This window comes from Flavobacterium sp. FlaQc-47, from assembly GCF_044006475.1.
In the GTDB taxonomy this organism is placed as follows: domain Bacteria; phylum Bacteroidota; class Bacteroidia; order Flavobacteriales; family Flavobacteriaceae; genus Flavobacterium.
On the sequence record NZ_JBIPCQ010000001.1, the window covers coordinates 655,316 to 679,328 of the forward strand.

The following is a 24,013-nucleotide window of genomic DNA, read 5'->3' on the forward strand; positions in this document are numbered from 1 at the left end:
ATTACAGCCTTAAAAGCTGTAATGTTTTAAAATAAACTGAATGAAAAAAACTTTACTCTTACTCTTATTTATTGTTATTACCTCATGTTATCAGGAAACTTCTATAGCCATAGAAGGTGATTTTACGACGTCGTATACTAACGACGACGAATCGATTCCTGTTATTATCAAAATCGACAATAAAATTACCGGTGCAGATCAATACGAATGGACATTTGAAGGAGGAAATCCGTCAAGTTCCTCTCAAAAAAATCCGGGTGAAATATTGTATAACAAACAAGGTACCTATACCATAAAATTAACCGCTACAAATGTAGACGGCGAGAGTAATGAATTTAGTAAAACAGTAGTAATAAAAGAAGGACTTAATATTCAATTTACGCATGAAATCATTAAAAGTAATTATTCTCCTCTTGAGGTTGTTTTAAAGAACACAACTGTTGGAGAAGGATTAACTTTTAAATGGGATTTTCAGGACGGAATGCCAGCAGCTTTTACAGGGAAAACACCGCCGAATGTTGTATTTACAACTCCCGGAGATCATACGATTACCCTAACGGTTTCTAATGGTTTTGAATCAGATAAACAAACGCAGACTATAACGGTTGCACCTTATTTAGTAAGCTTATTTTCGTATGAGCCTAAGTTTGAAGACGATGATTATGAAGCGCCGGTAACGATTAATTTTACTAATAAATCAATTAGTGCCACAAGTTACAAATGGACTTTTGAAGGCGGAACTCCCGCAACTTCAACAGAAGAAAATCCTGTAGTAGTTTTTACAAATGCCGGGAATCATGAAGTTACATTAGAAGCTTTTAATGATAAAACCAGCCAAATTTATAAAGCTGCCATTACCGTTTTACCGGATACTAATTTGCGCATTTTAACGAACGTTAAATTGGGAATAAACCAGGCACATAATAATAACAATATTGGTGCAATGTTCTCGACCGTAACAAGACAGGTTTATAAAGCAAATGAAATTAACGATCAGAACAGCAGTTTGATTGATATTGTTTTTCAGGGGTTAAATAACAATTTCACCAACAATAGATTTATATCACCGGATCAGGCGAATAATTATGGCTTTTTAGAACTGAAAAATGCACAAAGTACCATTTTTATAAACTCTCAGAATTTATGTAATTGTGGTTTAAATTTTACCGAAGCACAGTTTGACGCTATGGTAAACGATAATCCGATAAAATCATTAAATATAAATTACAGCGCAGCAGGAGCACAGGAATTCGGTTTTGTTTATCCAAGGATTATATTATTTAAAACACAGGACGGAAGAAAAGGAGCCATCAAAATTAAGGATATGGTAAAGAACGGAACTAGTTCTTATATTTTATGCGATATCAAAGTACAAAAACAATAACCGGTAATGAAGATAGAGAATAAAAAAATCTTGTTGTGGTTATGCATTGTTTTTGCCTGTTGTATTTGCAGGAAGGGATATGCGCAAGATGTAGATTTAGAGAATTTTTACAAACCAAATTTTAAAGTTACAGGTAATGTAAATGCAAATATGATGTATTATACTTCAAGTATGCCCAATGCACGTGAGCCTTTTACTTATTTGCTTTCGGGGAATTTGAATATTAGTGCTTTTAATTTTAGTGTTCCGTTGTTTTACAGCATTACCAATCAGGGAGAAAATTTAGGCTATACCGCCCCATTTGATTTTAACAGATTAAGTATTATGCCTAAATACAAGTGGGTAAAAGCCTATATAGGGAATGTAAGTATGACGTTTTCGCCTTATACATTAAGTGGTTTTCCGTTTAAGGGAGTTGGATTAGAACTTACTCCGCAAAGCCCCTTTAAAATAACCTTAATGGGCGGACAATTGCTAAAAGCAGTAGAAGGTGACGAGGCAATGGGAGGAATTCCGGTGTATCAGCGTAATGGTTATGGAGCTAAAATAGGTTTTGAGCAGCAGCAATATAAGATTGGATGGATTGGTTTTTATGCAAAAGATAATGTGAATTCATTAAACTTAATCAATAATCAGGGAGTCACTCCAAAAGAAAACTTTGTAAACAGTTTGATTTTTAGTACCTCTTTGATTAAGAATTTAAATTTAAATGTTGAGTACGCTTTATCTGTTTTAACGGATGATACGAGAAGTAAAAGTCTTTCAGGAGGAAATTTCAGGGATAAATTATTTGCCGGCAAAGAAAGCACCAGTTATATGAACGCTGTGAATGTCAACTTTGATTATAATATTCAAAAAAGTATTATAGGATTGACATACGAGCGCATTGACCCTAATTATAACACATTAGGAGCATTGTATTTTAATAATGATTTAGAAAATATTGCATTGCGATTTGCCCGTCCGTTTTATCAGGATAAAATTACTGTTTCGACAAGTTTAGGATATCAGAGAGATGATCTTGCAAAAGCAAAAAAGCAGGATACGAAACGAGTAGTGGGTTCCATAAATATGAATTACAGAGTAACAGACCAAATTAATTTTACGGGGAGTTATTCTAATTTTTCAACTTACACCAATAAAAAATTAGATCAGTTTGAACTCATTAATAATCCAAACGTTGTGCAGGCTGACACGTTAGAATACAGACAATTGTCGCAGAATGCCAACATGAATATGTCATACTCTTTTGGAAAAAAGAGAAATCAGAATTTAAATTTCAATTACAGTATTGCAGGACAGGCAAATGAGCAGGGAGGCGTAATTAGAAGAGGACAGGCAAGTACAGTTCAAAATTACAATTTGGCACATTCGGTTAATTTTTTACAAACTAAAATTGGCTTAAACAGCTCGCTTAATTATACGAGTAATGAAGTAAGTCAAAATGACAATTCATCAATAGGAGCCTCAGTTGGAGCTTCAAAAAAGTTATTCAAAGACAAGCTGAATACTAATGTAGGACTTCTGTACAATAGCTCTCAGGGAAATACAAATACAAGTTCAGTTTTTGGAGTAAAGTTCAATAATAGTTATGTATTGCTGGAACAGCATAATTTTAATATGAGTATTATTTCAATGTTCAGAAACAGTTCTAATGCCAAGAAATTTAATGATTTGACCGCTACATTAAATTATTCGTATTCCATTGACAAATTAAAATTGCCAGCTAAAAAAGAACCTAAAAAAGAAGAAAAAATCGCATCAGATCCTATTTTAAAAATAAAACATAAGGACAAAACTTACGAAGGAACAAGAAACGAAATCATAAAGCAATTACAGGATCTTCAACTTGCATTGCGACCAATGCCAAAAGAAGATTCAGATGAATTGCAACATTTATTGACCCTGACAACGCTGACTCCTGATGATAAAAGCTTTGAAGAAAAAGCATTGAATTATTTAAAAGCATACGATTTAAATAATGACATTTTAGACCGATATAACCAATATATTCTGGAAACGGTACAAAGTTTACGAGAAGAAATGATTCGTAAAGATGAAGGATTCGAAAATGATTATGTAATGGCTTTGGGAAGAGTAAACAAACATAAAATGCACGGCGTAAATGAAAAGGATGTAACCAATAAAACCAGCTATAATTCCTATCTAAAATTAGTTGAAAGAAAAAATAAAAAGTTACAGCCTTTATTAGTACACCGATGGATGATTAATGAGATTTCGACTTTGTCCAATACTCCGGCAGATGAAATTCATAAAAATGAGAACCTTTCAAATTTTAATAACCAGGAGTTAAGCCACTTCTTTAAAATGATGAAAGACAAAAAAACAGATACAGAAATAGTAGAAGAATTAAAAATAAAACTAATTCCGTATTATCATGATTTAGCCATTAAAAATGTTAAAGATGATGAGGTTGAATTTAAATATTTAAAGAATAATTAATGATCACAAAGTATAATTCTTGAAATAAAAAAAAGAATTCTTAGATCGTTTAAAAAATAGTTGGGATAAAATATAAAAAAGTTACTATGCTTTATTTTACAAAAAAACAGGATTATTTGCTTATGAAAAATTTTTACAAAATACATTTAGCGGTATTGTTTATCATGCTTTCCGTTGCTTTTTCGTATGGGCAGGATATTGCACCGCCCAAAGAAATAGGTGTCGCTGCGAGTTCTATTGAAAAGATCGAAGCCGCTGACCGTTGGGTAGATAAATTTTCGAATCAGGATTTGGTAGAGTTACCAATAGGGATTCGTAAAACAATAAGCAATGTTCAATATTCCATAGGGATTACAAAAGCTGTTTTTTCACCGGAATATACCACTTTGACTGTTTTTTGCAGAGTTGATATTCCGCAAAAAGATAAAAACGGGCAACCCATGCAATTGTTTTTTGGTGCAGATAATGTACAATTATCTCATCAGGGAGGAATTATAGGAGAAGCCAAATTAGTATTATTAGGCAATGTTGACATTCCGTTTAGCGACAACAAATGGCAGGTATCACTGTATGGTGGTTTTGATATGGCAACAGGAGATGTCAAAGACCTGACTTATGTTAAAATTGACTGCGATGGTTTTAAGGAAATGAAAATTTCAGGAGCAGTAGAATTTTCAAGAAATTTAATATTGCCAATTGACCCGTTAACAAAAACGGTAGACGAAGCAAAACTAACAGTTCCTAAAACCTACTACAACGGAAAAACGGTTCCGATACCTAATAGGGTAAGGGGTGATTTTAGTTTTACTGCAAGCAGCTGGAATGATATTTTGGTCAATGTAAGTTTGCAGCCTTTTACTTTAAAAGACAAACGAAACGGAAAAGACTTTGAGGGTAATTTTCAATTTCTGGTTAGCAATGCAGTATTGGATTTAAGTGATTTAAAAAATGATCCAACAGTAGTTTTTCCTGAATATTATGCAAAAAACGCACTTTTAGTACCTACACAGGAAGCTTGGAAAGGAGTATTTATTCAGACTTTTGATGTTGGTCTTCCCAAAGAATTTCAAACAACAGATACTGCGTCAAGTAAGGAAAGACTTCATGTAGGAGCACAAAATCTTATCATAGATAAATTTGGAGTTTCGGGAACTTTCTATGCAGATAATGTTTTTCCACTGGATCGGGGTATAACAAGTCAGGAAAAATCATGGGCTTATTCCTTAGATCATATTGATGTAACTATTGCCGCAAATACTTTTGTAAAAGCAAATTTAAGTGGTCAGATTCTTTTACCCATTAGTAAGGCAACAGAAAAAAAAGAAACTGCATCGACTGCAACACCAACTCCCGCAGCTACCGGGGCAGCAGCTACAGCAACAACTCCTGCTAAACCTGCTCAGACAAACAGAGCGGGCTTAGAATATAATGGTTTTATATCCATGGAGGAGCAGCAATTAATTGTTGTAACAAAAGATTCCATATCGTTTGATATCTGGAAAGCAAGGGCTTTGCTATTACCTAATAGTTCTGTTGAATTAAAATTAGTAAACGGGAAATTTTTACCAAAAGCCAATTTAAACGGAACAGTTTCTATTGGTACCAATAAAGGAGCCTCAGATGACAAAGAAGTAGAAGGAAAGAAGACAGTTGATTTTAAAGGAATTTCATTTGAAAATCTGCAATTGCAAACTGTTTCGCCTATAATTTCTGTCCGAAATATGGGGTATAAAGGCACCGTTTCCTTTGGTAATTTCCCGGTTTCGATTGGTAATATTAATGTTGCCATTAACGGAGATAATTCCCGAATCGATTTTGATTTAGGGATTAACCTTATGGAAAGTGTAGGAGCCGGAGCCACAGCCCGAATAGGGATAAAAGGTAAAATGTATGACGACGGTTACAGGCAGCGAAGTAAGTATGACGGTTTAGACTTATCAGCCATTAGTATTGACTGTAAATTTAGCGGATTAACAATAAAAGGAAGTCTTCTCTTAATGGAGAAAGATCCTGTATATGGAAACGGATTTAGTGCTGAATTAGAAGTAGATGTTGCTAAAGTGGTCAATGTAAAAGCAAAAGCTATTTTTGGTCGTACAACCTTTAGATATTGGTATTTTGATGCCGCAGTAAAATGGCCGCCAGTCCCTGCACCATTTATGATTACCGGCTTTGGTGGAGGTGCGTATTATAAAATGCATCGAAATCCCGATGTAGCCATTGGAGATTTTTCTCCATCAGGATTAAGTTATACACCTGATGAAAAAATAAGCTTAGGAATTAAAGCCCTTATTTATTTCAATATTGGTTCAGAAAGTGTTTGTGACGGTGAAGCTGGTTTTGAGATTGCTTTTAACTCAAAAGGAGGAATTAACAGACTGGCGATTTTCGGGAAAGCAAATGTTATGGCTTCAATACCGGGACTTAAAAATGTAACCGATTTAATGACTAAAGTAACATCTAATGTTACTGCAAAGAAAAGTTTTATGGGCATAACCGACAATGATCTTAAAGGTTCTTTTGCCAGTAAATACATTCCTGCAGCAAAAGAATCAATTCCTGGAGATTTATCAGCCAAAGTAGGGATCAAAATGGCAGCAGCAGTAGAATTTGATTTTGAAAATAATTCGATGCATGCTACAACAGATGTCTATATTAATACACCAGGAAATTTTTTATCAGGAACAGGAGAAGGAGGAAGAGCCATTTGGGGAGTTTTTCATAAAGATCCAAAAGACTGGTACATGTATATGGGAACACCAGATGACAGATGTGGTGTAAAAATAGGATTTGCAGGAATGTACCTAAAAACCACAAGTTATTTTATGGCAGGAACAGTGCTTCCCGGAAGTCCGCCACCACCAGCGCAGGTAGCTAATATTTTAGGAGTAGATGCCAAAGAATTAGATTATATGCGTGACGAAAATTCATTGGCAAATGGAGGAGGTTTAGCCTTTGGAGCCAGTTTAGATTTTGATACAGGAGATTTGAGTTTCTTACTTTTTTATGCCCGTTTCCAGGCCGGAATGGGATTTGATATCATGCTTAAAGATTATCAGGAAGCCAGATGTTCAAATACAGGAGAGCGCGTAGGTATCAATGGCTGGTATGCTAACGGACAATCGTATGCATACCTGCAGGGAGAATTAGGAATCAGAATTAAATTATCATTCTTAAAATTAAAAGTGCCAATTATTTCAGGAGCAGCTGCCGTTTTATTGCAGGCAAAATTACCAAACCCAGTCTGGATGCGTGGTTATGTAGGCGGAAATATGAATATTCTGGGAGGATTAATAAAAGGAAAATTCCGTTTTAAATTTGAACTTGGAGAAGAATGCCAATTTGAAAATGCATCACCATTAGGAGGAATTAAATTAATAACAGATGTAACGCCAAAACAAAGTTCAACGGATGTTGATGTTTTTGCTGTGCCACAAGCCGCTTTTTCAATGAAAGTCAACGAAGCATTTGTAATTCCTGAAGATGCCGGCGACGTTACTTATAAAGTAATATTAGAAAAATTCAAGGTTTTTGACGGAACAAAAGAAATTCCGGGAGTTTTAGAATGGAGTTCTATGAAAGACAAAGCTAATTTTGTTTCAACAGATATTTTACCTCCAAATAAAGAACTAAAAGTTCAGGTTGAGGTAAGTTTCCAGAAAATGGTAAATGGTTCGTTCCAGCCTATTAAAGTGGATGGAAAAGTAGCCACAGAACTTGAAGAGAGGTTATTTACAACCGGCGGAGCACCAAATCATATTCCGCTTACCAATATTAAATTTTCTTATCCGGTTGTGGATCAAAAATATTTCCTTGAAGAAGAATATACTAAAGGATATATACAGCTTAAACGAGGTCAGGATTATTTATTTGAAGATTCAAATTGGGAGACAAGTATAAAAGTAGATCAGGACGGAACTTCTACTGCAAAAGCGACAGTTTTTAACTATGATACCAGTTCGAATGAAGTGTATTATAATTTACCTAATATTGATCAGGATAAAAAATATAATTTTTCGATTGTAAGCAGTCTGAAACAAACTCAGTCGAGAAATACAATAGCCGAATCAAAAACAAATACCATTAGTAATGATGGTAATGATATACAGATAAAAGAAAACCAAGCCGATGCATTATCTAAGGCAGAAGGTAGTATTGAGCGTTTGACTTATTCATTTAATACCAGTAAATACAAAACATTTACGGCTAAAATGAATTCGATAAATACTCAGGGCTACAATTTTGGAGTCTTGGATTCGGATATTATTTATTTGACGAATACCATTTCAAGTCAGGAAGCATTTGATGTTGTCGATTTGCAAGGAGTGAATTATAGTGATAATAAGCCTATAATAACCGCGCAGTCTAAGCTTAATGATGCGTATTACACAACCGACATTTTCCCGTATTTGTATAAAGATTATCCTTTTAATGGTAGTTATTCAATAACTAACAGAGACACAAGTGAATTGGGAATAATTCCGGCAAAGGCAATACCTCTTAATACACACTATACAACGAGTATAGAAAATGATGTCAACCAGTCATGGACAAAAGGCAATTTTCCATTTAAATATAATATGCCTTTAATTTACAAGCAGGATTGGGTTGATTTAGACAATCAGGTTATCAATGGTTATATAAACGGAGATACAAGTATTGAGGCTATTGCGCAACGTTTTCATAATTCTAATTTCCTGTTTATGCGTTACGGAAACTACGAAATTGTAATGAAATACAATTTGCCAGGAGATAAGCAAGCCAATGAGTTTACTTATAAATATAAAAACACTAATAATTTCAGGTAGTTCTGAATGATGTAATAATAGCTCTAAAAAAGCTAATAAAAGCAAAGAGACGACTATTTAGTCGTCTCTTTTGATTTTTAAACCAATTATCAAAGCAGACCTCATACAAATAAGACTACTTGAAAATAAATCAATCGTTAAATAATTATTTACGGGACTATATAAATATATTTATAAACAAAAAAACTCCGGATTGCTCCGGAGTTTCATTTATTATATAAAAAATAAGTTTTATTCTTCTTTCATCGTATGATAAACGTTCATCACGTCATCATCCTCTTCCATTTTTTCGATTAATTTTTCAACTTCAGCGATTTGAGCTTCAGTAAGTTCTTTTGTGATTTGCGGAATACGCTCAAAGCCCGAAGACAAAATTTCAAGACCCCTGTTTTCTAATTCTTTTTGCAAAGCACCAAAGCTTCCAAAAGGCGCGTAGATTAAAATCCCATCTTCATCCTCAAAAACCTCTTCAGCACCAAAATCAATAAGTTCCAGTTCTAATTCCTCAGGATCAAGATTTCCTTTAGCAATTCTGAAGTTACAAGTATGGTCAAACATAAATTCAACAGAACCCTGCGTTCCCATTGTACCGTTACATTTATTAAAATAACTTCTAATATTTGCTACCGTTCTGTTATTATTATCAGATGCAGTTTCAATCAAAATCGCAATTCCGTGAGGTGCATAACCTTCAAACAAAATCTCTTTATAATTGGCAGTATCTTTATTGCTGGCATTTTTTATCGCGCGCTCCACATTGTCCTTAGGCATGTTAGCTGCTTTAGCATTTTGTATTACAGCTCTTAATCTAGAATTGGCATCAGGGTTAGGACCACCTTCTTTAACGGCCATAACGATGTCTTTACCAATTCGGGTAAATGTTTTAGCCATTGCTGACCAACGTTTCATTTTTCTTCCTTTTCTAAATTCGAACGCTCTTCCCATTACTAATTTTTTATTTTGAGATGCAAAAATACGGTTATTCCTTTTTTTAGCAAAATCAATTCAATTCTTTTTTAGAGTAAGTTAAAAGTTAGAGGTGAAAAGTGAGATGTTAAGAGTTTCAGGTTTCAGGTTTCAAGTTGTTGAAGACTATAAAATAAAAAATTCTATTCGTAAAACGAATAGAATTTTTTATTGAGAAACCTGAAACCTGAAACCTGAAACCTGAAACCTGAAACCTGAAACCTGAAACCTGAAACCTGAAACCTGAAACCTGAAACCTGAAACCTGAAACCTGAAACCTGAAACCTGAAACCTGAAACCTGATTTTATTTCATCGCATTAAACTCATTAATAACATTCACCGCTTCATTCAGGTACGGATTAGTTTTAAGATTATCGATCTGGTACTGATTTATCGTTTTATCATTCGGGTAAACGCCAAGTAAAAACTGATTTACAGTCGAATTATAAACATCCAGCGGATTATTCTCATCATTAAAAGTATTAATTTCCGTCCATAGGGAATTGACAGTCTTTTTCTGTTTGAAAACCGCGTCTAAAGTCATCGGAATCTCCGCTTTGGGAGTATTGACCAGTTGATCAATTTTTAAATTGATTTTTTTAATATTATTAAAAAAGTAATTATCAGCCAATCTTGCAGCACTGTTTTTAGCCAGTTTATCGATTAAAACCCTTTTTACATAAGGTTTGAATTTTAGTACAGGTTCAATACTGTCATTTTTAATAGCAGTTGGGAAATCACTTTCCTTTTGATAAACGCCTTCATAAAATTCAGGAAGAATCACATCTGGTTTAACACCAATATATTGATGGCTTTTGCCCGTAACCCTGTAAAATTTATTAATAGAAATTTTCAAAAAGTCAGTATTTTTAGTTTCGTCAAGCGAAATTATAGTTTGCATTGTCGCTTTTCCAAGAGTATTGCTGCCTAATAATAAAGCGCGATTATAATCCTGCAAAATCGAAGAGAAAAACTCACTTGCCGAAGCCGTATTACTATTCACCAAAATAACAATTGGACCTTTATAAATCAATCCGCGATACGGATCATTGATAATTGATTTCCCTTGTTTATTATCCACAACAATAGACAGAGGACCATAATCAATAAACATTCCGGCAAGTTTTATCGCTTCTTCCATCGATCCGCCGCCATTGTCAATTAAGTCAATTACAAGACCTTTAATATTATCTCTTTCCAGTTTTATAACTTCGCGGGCGACATCATCAGCACAACCTTTACGGCTATTTCCATCTAAATCAGCATAGAAACTCGGAATTTTAATATATCCAATCTTGCTGTCTTTTCCAATAATGAAACTAAAAACCGAATTATCTTCATCCTTCATCACTTGCTTTTCGACGTAAACATCAAAGTTTTTACTTGAATTTCGCTTCAGCGTAAGCGTAATACTTTTATTGGATTCAGATAAAATCATAGTCGAAATAGCTTCTAACGAAGCACATGAAACCTGCAAAGTCTCTTTTTGATTCGATATCGAAACAATCTGATCCCCTTTTTTTATTTGTCCCGTTTGGTACGCCGGACCATTTGGATCCAGTTCTGCTATAATGATCTCGTTTTTTTCGTTTAGATTCACCGTCATTCCCAGAGATAAATGCTCTTTTGACAATGAAGCAACAAAACTCGTTTTAGAATCATCACTAAAATAAGCCGTATGAGGGTCAAAATATGTACAAAAGTAGTTGTAGAGCTTTTCTTCCTGTTTAAGGTTCGTTTCTAAAAGCGTATTGATTCGGCAAATTTCATTCGTTAAAATCAGGTTTTTCGAAGCTGATTCAATCGACTTAAAATTCGTTTTAATCGAATCTAAATTATCGCTAGTTTCAGCAATTTCATCCAGAATTTGGTAACGGATTTTCTTCGACCAGACTTTCTCTAAATCTTCCTTTTTAAGATAAAACGGAAAAGATTTTTTATAAAATCTGATGGTATCTTTCTTGGTATAATCAATAGGTTCTTTTTGGATTTTTTCAAGAACAGCTTTAGTTCTCAAAAGACCATTTTTGTAGGCAGAGGTAATATCGGCTAAAAAATCACAATGATTGCTGAGAATCAGATCATCTAGATTTGTACGGTATTTGGCAGACAAATCTTCGTACTCAGTCTTATAAAATATATTTCTGGAAGGATCTAATTCATTAATCAGATTATCAAAAACAAAAACCGACAAACTATCGTCAACAAGTTTAGGCCTGATATGTTCCTCCTGGATAAGTGCATTTATTTTGTTTAGTATTTCGCAAGTGTTAACGCTATTTTGACTAAATAGAACATTTGTAGTTAAAACCAATACTAATAATATTTTTTTCATAAATCGAAAATCTTCGTTTAGATTAAAATTACGTTTATTTTTTGATTGCTGGTTATATTTTTTATAAAAATTCTTACATCTCAATAATTTATTTTAACATACAGATCCCTAGCTTAGCATAAGCTTTTCCAGTAAGTAAATCCTATAAAAATGCCACGGATTAATATGATTTAAAGATTAATCAGTAAAATCATTTTAATGTGTGGCAAAAAAAAAATGCATTACTAAAAGCAATGCATTTTCAATTTATTTAATAAAAATCTATTTCTTATAAAACGGTAATTTCACCACTTTAGCAGGAACATCATTTTTTCTGATTCTAATAAAAATAGCACTGTCAACAGCAGTATTATCTAAAGTTACATATCCTAAACCAATACCTTTATTCATAGAAGGTGACATCGTTCCAGAAGTTACAACACCAATCACAGCGCCCGAAGCATCAACAATTTCATAATCATGTCTTGGCACAGCGCGTTCCTGCATTTCAAAAGCAACTAATTTTTTAGTAACGCCAGCTTCTTTTTGTTTTTTCAGATTATCAGAATTGGTAAATTCTTTTGTAAATTTAGTAATCCAGCCCAAACCGGCTTCAAGTGGAGAAGTGGTATCATTAATATCATTTCCGTACAAACAGAAACCCATTTCTAAACGTAAAGTATCACGTGCAGCAAGACCAATTGGCTTAATTCCAAAAGCTGCACCAGCTTCAAAAACTTTATTCCAAATTTGCTCTACTTCGCTGTTTTTGCAATAAATTTCGAATCCTCCAGAACCCGTATAACCGGTAGCAGAAATAATTACATGTTCGATTCCGGCAAAATCAGCCACTTCAAAATGATAATAAGCAATCGCCGATAAATCTATAGAAGATAAAGACTGCATTGCCTCAACCGCTTTTGGACCCTGAATTGCCAATAACGAATAATCATCAGAAAGGTTTTTCATTTCAACACCTAAATCATTGTGCAATGAAATCCAGTTCCAGTCTTTTTCAATGTTAGAGGCATTTACAACCAGTAAATACTGCTCCTCTTTCATTTTATACACAATTAAATCATCCACAATTCCGCCGTCATTATTAGGCAGACAAGAATATTGCGCTCTTCCAATCGTCAAAGTCGAAGCGTCATTTGAAGTCACTTTTTGAATCAAAGCCAACGCATTTGGACCCGTCAACAAAAATTCCCCCATATGCGAAACGTCAAAAACGCCCACACTGTTACGAACCGTTTCATGTTCAGCGTTAATTCCCTCATAAGTAATAGGCATATTATAACCCGCAAAAGGCAGCATTTTAGCTCCCAAACCTTCATGGATGTGTGTAAGCGCAGTATTTTTCATTGTGTTGTTTTAAAAATTGTGTCGCAAATTTATTCAAAAAATATCTAAAAATGATAGTCTAAAATATAAATTTCGCAATGATTAGTAGCAATTTCCTGCTATCCGCTATATCTTTTGTTTTTTAAAGAAAAAAACAAAAGGATGCCGCTGCTATCAGGGCTAGGAATTTTAGGAAACAAGAAACAGTTTGTTGTTCAATTTTTATGTAACTTTAATAACCAGTTTAAAGCACAAAGTAAAAGCAACAGCTAATTAAAAAATCCGTTTTTATCCGCGTTTTACGTTGGATGTAATTCATGAAAAATTAATTAAACACATAGAAACATAGATTTTATGACTTTAAAAAAGTAAATCAAAAAGAAACTTGTTTCCCACACATAGCTATGTTTGTTTATGTAACTGAAACTTCTTTTTTGAGTTAAATAATGCTAATATTTCTATGTGTTAAAAATAATTAGACACAACAATAAGATAAAGTCGGCAGCAAATTAAAATCTGTTTTTATCCGCGTTACAATAAACATCAGCCAAATTCAAAAATGATTAAAAATTAAAATACAGCCAATTAGATATTTGTGAATTATGCAGAACAAGCAACAGCTAATTAAAAAATCCGTTTTTATCCGCGTTTTTACGAAGTAAATCCGTTTTATCCGCGTTACAATAAATCAGCAAAAATCTAAAACTGATTAAAAATTAAATTATTCAGACAAAATAAGCCAAATGAAAGATCCGCTTTTAATCACCAAAGAAGAAATTCTAAAATTCTACAAACCCGTAAATCCACATACTCATAAAGGATTGCAGGGTCACGCCGTGATTATTGCAGGAAGTTATGGCAAAATAGGAGCCGCCGTTTTAGCATCAAAATCATGTCTAAAATCCGGTTGCGGACTTGTAACAACCTATACACCAAAATGTGGTTATCAAATACTTCAAATCTCCATTCCCGAAGTTATGGTTATAACCGATGAAAACAGCAATTTCGTAACCAATATTCACCTTCCGTTACAACCACAAGCAATAGGAATTGGTCCAGGAATAGGGAAGGAGCTTGGAACACAAAAAGCCTTATTTGAATTTTTAAGAATCAACAAGGCGCCTTTAGTTCTTGATGCAGATGCATTGAATATCTTAGCCGAAAACCAATCCTGGCTGGAATTAGTTCCTGAAAATACGATTTTAACACCTCATCCAAAAGAACTCGAACGCTTAATAGGCAAGTGGAATTCAGAATCTGAAAAGTTTCAGAAAACAATCGCTTTTTCAGAAAAATATAAAGTCGTCATTGTCATGAAAGGCGCACCCACTTACATTATCAATAAATCTGAAATCTACGAAAATACCACGGGAAATGCCGCCTTAGCAACCGCAGGAAGTGGCGATACGTTAACCGGAATCATCACTAGTTTCCTTGCACAAGGATACGAACCCAAATATGCCGCAAAACTCGGTGTTTATCTTCATGGTTTAACGGCAGATATAGCATTGCCAAAAACAGGTTATGAATCGTTTACAGCTTCAGACATTACTAAAAATTTGGGGAAAGCTTTTTTAAGTTTGGGAACTTAGAATTTAACCGCAAAGTTCGCAAAGATTTACGCAAAGAACGCAAAGAACGCAAAGAACGCAAAGAACGCAAAGAACGCAAAGAACGCAAAGAACGCAAAGAACGCAAAGAACGCAAAGAACGCAAAGAACGCAAAGTGTAAAATACAATTCTACAATCAAACTTTAATCAAACTTAGCGACTTTGCGTCTTTGCGCGAATATTTCGCACCAACAATAAGTAGCTTAGCGAACCTTGCGTAAATCTTTGCGAACTTTGCTGTTAAATAAACAAATCCGTAAGTTTGTATCTATGAAAAACAATTTCGATCTAAGAACCGTAAACGTTACACGTTACATCACGCCATTGCGCGAAGGCGGATCTTTACCCGCTTTAGCAGAAGCCGATGACGATTTTAAATACGTCTTAAAATTTAAAGGTGCCGGTCACGGCGTAAAAGCCTTAATAGCCGAATTAGTGGGCGGACAAATTGCCAAAGCCTTAAAATTGCAATTACCGGAATTGGTTTTTGCCAATCTGGACGAAGCCTTTGGACGAAGCGAAGGCGATGAAGAAATTCAGGATTTACTGCAAGGAAGTCAGGGATTAAATCTTGCACTTCATTTTTTATCAGGTTCCATTACTTTTGATCCTGTTGTAACCACAGTTGATGATAAATTAGCGTCGCAAATTGTTTGGTTAGACGCCTATATTACAAATGTAGATCGCACGTTTAGAAACACCAATATGCTAATCTGGCACAAAGAATTATGGCTAATTGATCATGGCGCGTGTTTATACTTTCATCATTCCTGGAACAATTGGGAACAACATGCCAAAAGTCCGTTTGCATTGATAAAAGACCATGTTTTATTGCCACAAGCCTCACTTTTAAAAGAAGTTGATGCTGAATATAAAGCTCTTTTAACACCGGAAATTCTTGAAGATATTGTAAATACAATTCCGGAAGAATGGCTGCAATGGGAAGATACCGATGAAACGCCTGAAGCTTTGCGAAATGTATACTTACAGTTTTTGCAAACCCGATTAAATAATTCAGAAATCTTTGTAAACCAAGCATACAATGCAAGATAGTCACTTATATGAGTACGCCGTAATTCGTGTTGTACCAAGAGTAGAACGCGAAGAATTCCTGAATATCGGAATCATTTTATTTTGCAAAAAAGCCAAATTTATAAAAGTATTGCACCACATAACCGATGCTAAAATTGAAGCTTTATCAGATGATTTTGATCTAGAACAATTGCATTGTAATATAACCGCATTAGAAAAAATCGTAAACGGATCCAAAGATGGCGGACCAATTGGTGAAATGGAGATTCCGGAACGTTTTCGCTGGTTAACCGCAATTCGCAGTTCGGCAATACAAACTTCAAGACCGCATTCCGGTTTATGTCAGGATTTAGAAAAAACAATTCAGCGTTTGTTTGAAGAGCTAGTTCTTTAAGGAAGGGACAAAGGTGTAAAGGGACAAAGGGACAAAGGTTTTGTAGAAGCGCACAGCATTGCGTCTAAATCTTCTTTAAAATCAAACACAAATAGTCACAAATAACATATAAACTTTGCGCCTCTGCGTCTTTGCGCGAAAATTTCACAAGCTTACAAAGTGACAAAGGGGCAAAGGGACAAAGGTTTTTTATAGGCGCACAGCAGTACGTCTGGATCTGATTTAAAATCAAACACAAATATATAAACTTTGCGACTCTGCATCTTTGCGCGAAAAATTTCACAAGCTTACAAAAACTTAGCAAAAATTGCGTAAACTCTCACGAATCTTGCGGTTAAAAAATAAAAAAACCACGAATTACATTCAAATGTAATCCGTGGTTTTAAACTAAACTAACTCACATTCTTTAAAATTCCATAGTTTCAAGTATATAATTTGAAATTATGGGATTCTAAAAATATTTTTTAATTAAAAAGAACCGCAAACATTTCCGCCTAAAGTTGCACCAGCTCCAGCTCCGCTAGTAACATCAGCTTTAACTGCAGAAGCAGCAAGCGTTACAATAGAATACGGAGGCGTAAAAGCAGTTTTACTTCCTGCAGTATTTCCGCTCACGCTTGTAAAAACGTTACCAACTGCTGTAACAGCTGTGTAACCAGTCATTAAATCAATAGGTGTTTTTACTCCTTCAAAAACATTGTTTTCAACTTTTATATCTGCTTCAAAACCAGCTGCAATACATTTATTGCTTACAGTACTATTAAAGTAACTGTTTATAATATGCACTTTTCCAAAACGTACTCTTGGCATTCTTTCTTTACATCCCGGAGCCCACCAGCAACGAGCAAAAGTAATTCTTAATTTTCCACGATCTCCCGTAGCACCATCGCTTGAACCAATTAAGTTAGAATATCTGTGATCATCTGATCCTCCAGATCCTCCGGCTTTTGGTGGCTTCAGGTAATGGAATTTAGAATAAGTAACTGAAATATAATCAGATTTGTTTTTGATGTCAAAGTTTCCATCAACACCATCTCTGAATTCGCAGTGATCCACCCATACGTTTGTACATTCGTCAAGGATTGCATTATCCCATCCGTCAGTGTCGTAAGCACCGGGACCTTCAAAAATAAGGTTTCTGATGATAATGTTTTTACATCTTTTAATGTTGATGATACCAGATGCGTCTTTAGTTTGATTTGTCGAAACTAATTTTGCACCGTTAGCACCGTAAATAGTTTTTCCGGTTTGATCCTGAAAAGACAATCTTGTTGTTACAGTAATAGTACCGCTAACTTTGATCACTTTTACAGAGCTGCTTTCAATTGCAGATTTTAACTGAGCATAAGTAGTAACAGTTGTTTCTGCAGCAGAACCTCCTCCTGTTGTACCTCCGTTTTGCGAAGCCCATCCCGGAACCTGAGCGCAGTTTCCAATTTTTGCTGTCAAACCACCAGAAATAGGTGTGGCAGTTTCGATAATAGCATTTTCGTCTGTAGTCGACGAACCAATTTCTTCGGTATTACACGCTGTAAAACCTAAAGCCAGTGTAAGTAGGAACACTGAAAATGTTGATTTAAATTTCATAATGATAAATTTGGGGGTTTATATTAATTTAACAGTGCAAAACTGACTATAAAAACTTTGTAAAAAGTTGAACAAGTTCAATATTTCAAAAATAAATTAACAAAAAGTGTTTTTTTAACAGTTGTTAATTTACAAAAATGCATAAAAAGGGTACTTTTACGTAATCGATTACATTATTTTTCATTCATTCACATACTTACGCCCCTGAGTAAGAATAAAAGTAAAAAACCACATGTACAAAAACCTACGATCAAGTATTGAACGTAAAATTCCGTTAACAGAAGAAGAATGGAATTTTGTCGTTGAAAAAGCCGAGTTCATCAAACTCAAGAAAAATGAATTCCTACAAATTCAGGATTCTAACAGTTCATATGAAGGCTTTATTTTAAAAGGTGCTTTCAAAACCTACATTTTGAATGACAACGGCACCGAAAGTGTTATTTTTTTTTCCTTCGAAAACGAATGGATGTGTGATCTCGAAAGTTTCTATCATCAAAAGCCTACAACCTACAACATTAAGGCAATTGAAGAAAGCGAAATTTTAGTGATCAGCAAAACAAACAAAGCGCTCTTGTTTGAGCAAGTGCCAAAGTTGATCAAGTTTCACATCATTATGGTCGAAAAAGCAAACATCGCCATTCAACAAAGACTTTTAGATGTCTTAAACAAAACCTCCAAACAAAGGTATCTGGAGTTTATCGAAAAGTACTCTCACAAAGTCGATAAAATCAACAACAGAAATTTGTCATCGTACCTTGGAGTCTCGCATGAATTTCTATCCAAAATTAAAAAAAGGGTTTAAAAAGGTTCAAAGGTACAGAGCAACAAAGGTTCAAAGGCTTCTGTAGAGGCGAACAGCTGTGCGTCTTGGTCTTGTTGAAAAAAATCGCGCAAAGGCGCTAAGGAGCAAAGAATATAAAAACTTTGCGTCTTCGCGTCTTTGCGCGATTAAAAAAAAACTTTGCGAATCTTTGCGTAATCCTTAGCGAACTTTGCGGTAGAACCTGAAACCTGAAACAAACAAAACTAAATTTCCGGATTAAAAATCCAATACACCACAGAGACATTCATTAGAAATATCAAACATTATATTGTCCCTTTCCAGATTTTCAACGACTAATAAATCATGAGGATTTAAATAATAAGGCTTCTCATTAATAGTAATAACAGTTGTCTGTAAAGAAAATAAAATTATTATCTGAGCATTATAATGTTGATTACTATTGTCTATTTTCAGTTTATGATGGCTTATTTTTTCAGAAACCATCCAATTAAAATCAATGCCTTTTGTATAAGAAACCACATCATCAGCAGAATTAAATTCCATGATTTCATATTTCTTGTATGTTTTTTTCTCTTTGTTTATTTCGATATGCAAGAGGTTATCAAGCATAACGAGATATCGTTGATAACCCTGAAATTGGGTAAATTCTGAAGGTTCTTTCTCTATTGTGGCGCTGCTTATTCTGAATGCAAAATCTCTATCAGAATAGTTTGCTGTTTCTGGATATATCATAAATTCATATGTCAATCCACCACTCCAAATAGAGCATGTACTATCTTTTTTAGGCAAAAGGCGTATGTTCATTTATTCAATATTTAGATGACTTTACATTTAAAAACAATATTAGCCAGGCTTTTAAATGAACTTATATCACTTATATGGTTTAAAAGCGTTGCTGTAACAGGAAACTTAGATCTTTTTCTCTAAATAAATAAACTCCAAAGGTTCATTCGAAATATTTATATGAATATCGCTTGAAGGAAACGGTTCTCTTTCGCCGGTTTCAACATAACCATGACGTTTGTACCACGCAATAAGTTCTGCCCGAACAGAAACAACCGTCATACTAAGAGTAGATAATCCTAAAGTGTTAGCGTGATTTTCGGCTTCAGCCAATAACTGTTTTCCGATACCGCTATTTTGTAATTCAGGTGAAACAGTCAGCATTCCCACATACAATTGATTTTCTTTCACCACCAATAAAACCGAACCAATAATCTTATCGTTCTCGGTATATTTTAGGAATGTGTTTTTAGGATCTTGAATAATTTCCGTTAATTCTTCTTCGGTGGTTCTTTTTCCTTCTAATAAATGAGCTTCGGTAGTCCAGCCTTTTTTAGAAGTTTCGCCTCTGTATGCTGAATTGATTAAAGTTACTAATGCTGGAATGTCTTGTAATGTTGCTTTTGTAATCATGATAATCTGACTGTATTATTAGTATAAATATTATTTCCGTTGTGATAATACATAAAAAATTAATTAAACATAGAAATATAGATTCTATGATTTTGAAAAAAGTAAATCAAAAAGAAACTAGTTTCTCACACATAGCTATGTTTGTTAATGCAAGTGAAACGCCTTTTTTAGTTCATTAATTCTATGTTTCTATGTGTTAAAAATAATTACACACAATGGGTCTAAATGTTTTCTAGTTTTAATTGTATAAAAAATTGAATTGTTTCCTGCTTTAGCTAAATGTCATTAAGTTAAGCTTTTATAAAATAAAGTCATTGCGAATCAAATCCGTTTTTATCCGCGTTTTTACGAAGTAAATCTGTTTATCGGCGTCAAAAATTAGACGCTGATTTTACCGATTCGCTAAAGCGAAAACGCTGATAAAACGGATTTTTCTAATTACCTTCTTGATTAAACTGTTAAGTAATTTTATAGATTCCCCTTAACTTAATAATATTGAGCTTTAACTGGACAACAAAATTACATTAGAAAATAGCTTTAGCCTAATCTTTAGTGTTTTTTGGCTAAAGCCGAATTTTTCAATTTATTATCAATTATGAAAATAGTATCTTACAAAAACAGGTTTGTTTTTTACCGAAATTTATTTTCGTTCAAGATTTTTAAATATCTTTGAATTATGAGTACAGCAATAAAACCAAAACATATCGGCAGAAATATTAGCCGTATCAGAGAACTTAAAGACATGAAACAGGATGCACTGGCATATGCTTTAGGAGTGAGCCAGCAAACCATTTCGGCCATTGAAAACAGCGAAACTATAGACGAGCAAAGACTAATAGAGATTGCAAAAGTTCTTGAAGTTTCTGTTGAAGCAATTAAAAACTTTTCGGAAGAAGCGGTTTTTAATATTATTGGTAATACTTTTCAAGATCACAGTGCAATTACTTCAGGTGATTACAATTGCAATTGCACTTTTAATCCTTTAGATAAAGTAGTTGAACTTTACGAACGCTTGGTGCAAGTTGAAAAAGATAAAGTTGAATATTTAGAGAAATTATTGAACGGGAAATAGCCGTTTTTTTAAGATATATTAAATTCAGAAGAGACCTTTGATGAGGTCTCTTTTTTTATGTTTTGAATTTCTTTGTATTCACGATAGGTAAGCTCTCGCCAGTGGGAGATTCTTCTATAAATAAGAGAATATCTGAATACTTTAAAATATTGACTTATACTATTTTGATATTTTTAGCGCATTCTCCTTGTGGATTTGTTCCAATTTCAAAACTCACAAGTTGTCCATTTTCAAGGCTTTCCCATTGTTTTTTATTCTCCACATCTAAAAAATCATACATATTTGCATAAAATCTACTTTTGTCTTCTTTTTCAATAAAAACAAAAGGATTATTTGGATTATTTAGATTTCGCGAAATTGTACCAACATGTTTTTCAGAATTATTATCATAGTTATATTCATCTAACAACGAACTAAGAGAATAATCGTTAAATTTTTCAGAATATTTATGTATTATTCTAGGTTTTAGAAGAGTTAGTCCGATTTTACTGCTATTGGAAACAATAATTTCTTTAAAGTAATTTTTTTCATCTTGTAATGAAGTCACAGGAATTAATTGAAAACAAGCTAAGATGGTTTCACAAAAATTTTTTATCATTTTGGAATCAAGAATTTTCTTATCATTACAGTCATTGTATACAGTGATTGCTTTTTTAAAATGATTAACGGCATTATCAAAGTCCTTCTCTATTTTTGCGAGGCTTTGTCCCATATGGTTGTATAAAGAAATTAATTCAGTATATGCAATTCTTTCATTTTTAGAATCTAATTGGTTTTCTAATAATAACATTAATCGATCAATAGCCTTGCTATAATCTCTTTTTCTAATATAAATTCGGACAAACAAAAATGAAACTGAAGGATGCTCTGAATTAGAATCAACTATTTTTTCTGCAATTTTTTGTGCATTGTCCGGATCTTCCATCTGGAATAATAAAAATTGTGAATAAAAATATAGTAGCTTATAATTATCAGGTTCAACTTCTAGTCCTAAAGTATAATCATCTTCGGCTCCAAGTAAATCTCCTGCTGTTGCTTTTATAAAAGCACCAACTCTATAAGATTCAAAATGACTTGGAACTATATTTCTTGCTTCATTTACTTTTATCAGCGCATTTACATAGTCCTTTTTCCAAGAAAGTGATAAAGCTTCCTGAAGAAATTTGGCAGCAATTTTTTCATTTGAATTTCGATATGTAATGGCATTAATTTCAAAAATATTATATGAGTTTATTTTTTTTAATTGGGATGTACTTAATGTTAATTCAGTAAGTTTGGCGGATATTTTTTTTATAAATCCAATTTCAATAGTGAAATTTTTGGTCAAATAATCTTTTGCAAAATCAGAAATATAATAATTAGTTTCTTCTATGTTACCACCATCAATAATTTCAGTTGAAATTAAGGTTGTTTTGTATAGTTCTAAAAGATGTTTTCTAACCTTTATAGGCGTAAGCTCTGATAGATATATTATTTCTGCAGTTCTTAAATTTTTTCTAGCCGCTCTTAATGTATTAAGAATATTTACTGCGCCTTCGCTTAATTTATCATATACATTTGTTAAGCAAAAGTTGAGTAAATCATCCTTATTATTTAAAACTTCAGATGGACTAATGCCTGCTTCAACAGTGTTTACAAACCACTTTATTGCCAAAGGATTGTGATATAGTTTTGTTGAAATCTCAATTAGTGTTTGTTGTGGTAATTTTAAAAGTATTTCACTATCTCTTATTCTAGCAATTTCCCGAATTAATTTTGCAGACTCTGAATCTGAAAAACCTTTGAGTTTTCTTCTATATTCTAATTCTCCAAGTCCTATTCGTGAAGTTATGACTATATTACATTTCATTTGAGCTTCTCTTATAAACTCAATGACATCTTCACTTTGAATAGTTTCTAAGTTATCTATAATTAGTAAAGTTTTAAATAATGAAAAATAATCTAGAATTTCAGCTAATTTATTTTTTGACGTTTTTTCTAATTCTAATGTATTCGAAATCAATTCAACTAAGCCTGTGTAGTTTGTGATTGCATCATAAATTTCTTGAATTCCTTTTGAAGTTAACATAGTAGTTTTCGCAGAAGTCCATATAACTAGTTCAAAGGGACTGTTTTTACCCATGTCAACTATGTCATATGCTATTTTTAATGCAAGTGCAGTTTTACCAATCCCTCCATCACCAATTATACTTACAACTTTATTTGAAAAAATTAATTTTTTAATATCATCTACATCATTTTTTCTACCTATAAAACCAGTTTCATCAAAATCAGGTTTTGGTAAATTATGAATTACAATTTGATCAGGTTTTTGATACTCTAAAGTTGGAAGCGTCAAGGTTAAAACATAAGTCGGATCATCTTCAATTTTAGTTTTTGTTTCTAAAGTAATAGACCAATTTATAGGATTGTTTTGCTTTAATTCAGATATGAAATTATAAACAGTCATAAAATCTCCCCCTAAAAGAGGTCTTGTATGCATTACTCTATTTCTAATAGGTGTTAATTCTTCAAGATTTTTATATATCTCCTTTAAGTAATTGCTAGCTTCTTTTGTTAAAAATGCGTTATTTTTATTTAAAACTATAAATGTATCAGGAAAATCCATATAATCAATTACATCATCAATATTTGACATAATATCACATCCTGGATTTTCTTTTATATACCGCTCGGTAACTTTATCAATAAGTTCTTGATTTTGAAAAAAACTTAAATCGGAAAAGTAGGGAACTACTTGTTTCCTTATTGTAGATTTTAAATCAATCTCAATTCCGTATATGAGAGCTGCAAGTGTTAGTCTTACTTCAGTTACTTTTGACATAAATAATTTTCTT

Annotated in this window: 15 protein-coding genes; 8 read left to right on the forward strand and 7 right to left on the reverse strand. The window is 33.3% G+C overall.

Going from position 1 to position 24,013, the window contains the following annotated elements; genetic code table 11:
* The first annotated feature begins 40 nt into the window (after positions 1-40).
* The 3 genes from ACHRVX_RS02675 (at position 41) to ACHRVX_RS02685 (ending at position 8,655) form a co-directional block, all read left to right on the forward strand.
* Positions 41-1,384: a PKD domain-containing protein gene (locus ACHRVX_RS02675; RefSeq protein WP_395328826.1), complete on the forward strand. Its 1,344-nt coding sequence runs from the start codon at positions 41-43 to the stop codon at positions 1,382-1,384.
* A gap of 6 nt (positions 1,385-1,390) precedes the next feature.
* Positions 1,391-3,847, forward strand: a complete 2,457-nt coding sequence (locus ACHRVX_RS02680) for a hypothetical protein (protein WP_395328829.1) — start codon at positions 1,391-1,393, stop codon at positions 3,845-3,847.
* Between the two features lie 122 nt (positions 3,848-3,969).
* Positions 3,970-8,655 carry a hypothetical protein gene (locus tag ACHRVX_RS02685; protein WP_395328831.1) on the forward strand — a complete coding sequence of 1,562 codons (4,686 nt, stop codon included), beginning with the start codon at positions 3,970-3,972 and terminating at the stop codon, positions 8,653-8,655.
* Positions 8,656-8,886: 231 nt separating this feature from the next.
* Here the strand turns inward: ACHRVX_RS02685 and ACHRVX_RS02690 are convergent, their stop codons facing one another.
* The 3 genes from ACHRVX_RS02690 to gcvT all read right to left on the reverse strand — a co-directional run bounded on the left by ACHRVX_RS02690 (position 8,887) and on the right by gcvT (position 13,301).
* A complete protein-coding gene (locus tag ACHRVX_RS02690; RefSeq protein ID WP_395328834.1) occupies positions 8,887-9,600 on the reverse strand; it encodes a YebC/PmpR family DNA-binding transcriptional regulator in 714 nt (237 codons plus the stop codon).
* Positions 9,601-9,926: 326 nt separating this feature from the next.
* The gene (locus ACHRVX_RS02695) at positions 9,927-11,957 is read right to left on the reverse strand and encodes a S41 family peptidase (protein WP_395328837.1); all 2,031 of its coding nucleotides are present in this window, start codon (positions 11,955-11,957) and stop codon (positions 9,927-9,929) included.
* A 261-nt stretch (positions 11,958-12,218) separates the two neighbouring features.
* The gene (gene gcvT, locus ACHRVX_RS02700) at positions 12,219-13,301 is read right to left on the reverse strand and encodes a glycine cleavage system aminomethyltransferase GcvT (protein WP_395328839.1); all 1,083 of its coding nucleotides are present in this window, start codon (positions 13,299-13,301) and stop codon (positions 12,219-12,221) included.
* Between the two features lie 722 nt (positions 13,302-14,023).
* Here gcvT and ACHRVX_RS02705 point away from each other — a divergent pair.
* The 3 genes from ACHRVX_RS02705 (at position 14,024) to ACHRVX_RS02715 (ending at position 16,317) form a co-directional block, all read left to right on the forward strand.
* The gene (locus ACHRVX_RS02705) at positions 14,024-14,872 is read left to right on the forward strand and encodes an NAD(P)H-hydrate dehydratase (protein WP_395328842.1); all 849 of its coding nucleotides are present in this window, start codon (positions 14,024-14,026) and stop codon (positions 14,870-14,872) included.
* A gap of 289 nt (positions 14,873-15,161) precedes the next feature.
* Positions 15,162-15,944 (forward strand): HipA family kinase, encoded by a 783-nt coding sequence (locus tag ACHRVX_RS02710; RefSeq protein ID WP_395328845.1) that lies wholly within the window; start codon positions 15,162-15,164, stop codon positions 15,942-15,944.
* Entirely contained in the window at positions 15,934-16,317 is a 384-nt protein-coding gene (locus tag ACHRVX_RS02715) for a DUF3037 domain-containing protein (protein ID WP_395328848.1), read from the forward strand. The genes ACHRVX_RS02710 and ACHRVX_RS02715 overlap by 11 nt, the downstream gene beginning before the upstream one ends.
* A gap of 468 nt (positions 16,318-16,785) precedes the next feature.
* Here ACHRVX_RS02715 and ACHRVX_RS02720 read toward each other — a convergent pair whose 3' ends face one another.
* Complete coding sequence (locus ACHRVX_RS02720; protein WP_395328851.1) at positions 16,786-17,904, reverse strand: polysaccharide lyase family 1 protein; 1,119 nt, start codon at positions 17,902-17,904, stop codon at positions 16,786-16,788.
* A gap of 232 nt (positions 17,905-18,136) precedes the next feature.
* Here ACHRVX_RS02720 and ACHRVX_RS02725 point away from each other — a divergent pair, with 232 nt between their 5' ends.
* Complete coding sequence (locus ACHRVX_RS02725; protein WP_395328853.1) at positions 18,137-18,706, forward strand: Crp/Fnr family transcriptional regulator; 570 nt, start codon at positions 18,137-18,139, stop codon at positions 18,704-18,706.
* A gap of 237 nt (positions 18,707-18,943) precedes the next feature.
* On the opposite strand, the gene ACHRVX_RS02730 is transcribed toward ACHRVX_RS02725, so the two are convergent.
* Positions 18,944-19,492, reverse strand: coding sequence for a HutD family protein (locus tag ACHRVX_RS02730; protein ID WP_395328856.1), 549 nt, complete (start codon positions 19,490-19,492; stop codon positions 18,944-18,946).
* 105 nt (positions 19,493-19,597) lie between these two features.
* Entirely contained in the window at positions 19,598-20,104 is a 507-nt protein-coding gene (locus tag ACHRVX_RS02735; RefSeq protein WP_395328859.1) for a GNAT family N-acetyltransferase, read from the reverse strand.
* Positions 20,105-20,780: 676 nt separating this feature from the next.
* On the opposite strand from ACHRVX_RS02735, the gene ACHRVX_RS02740 reads away from it, so the two are divergent.
* Complete coding sequence (locus ACHRVX_RS02740) at positions 20,781-21,176, forward strand: helix-turn-helix transcriptional regulator (protein WP_395328861.1); 396 nt, start codon at positions 20,781-20,783, stop codon at positions 21,174-21,176.
* Positions 21,177-21,330: 154 nt separating this feature from the next.
* Here ACHRVX_RS02740 and ACHRVX_RS02745 read toward each other — a convergent pair whose 3' ends face one another.
* The gene (locus ACHRVX_RS02745) at positions 21,331-24,000 is read right to left on the reverse strand and encodes an NB-ARC domain-containing protein (RefSeq protein WP_395328863.1); all 2,670 of its coding nucleotides are present in this window, start codon (positions 23,998-24,000) and stop codon (positions 21,331-21,333) included.
* Between the last annotated feature and the right edge of the window lie 13 nt (positions 24,001-24,013).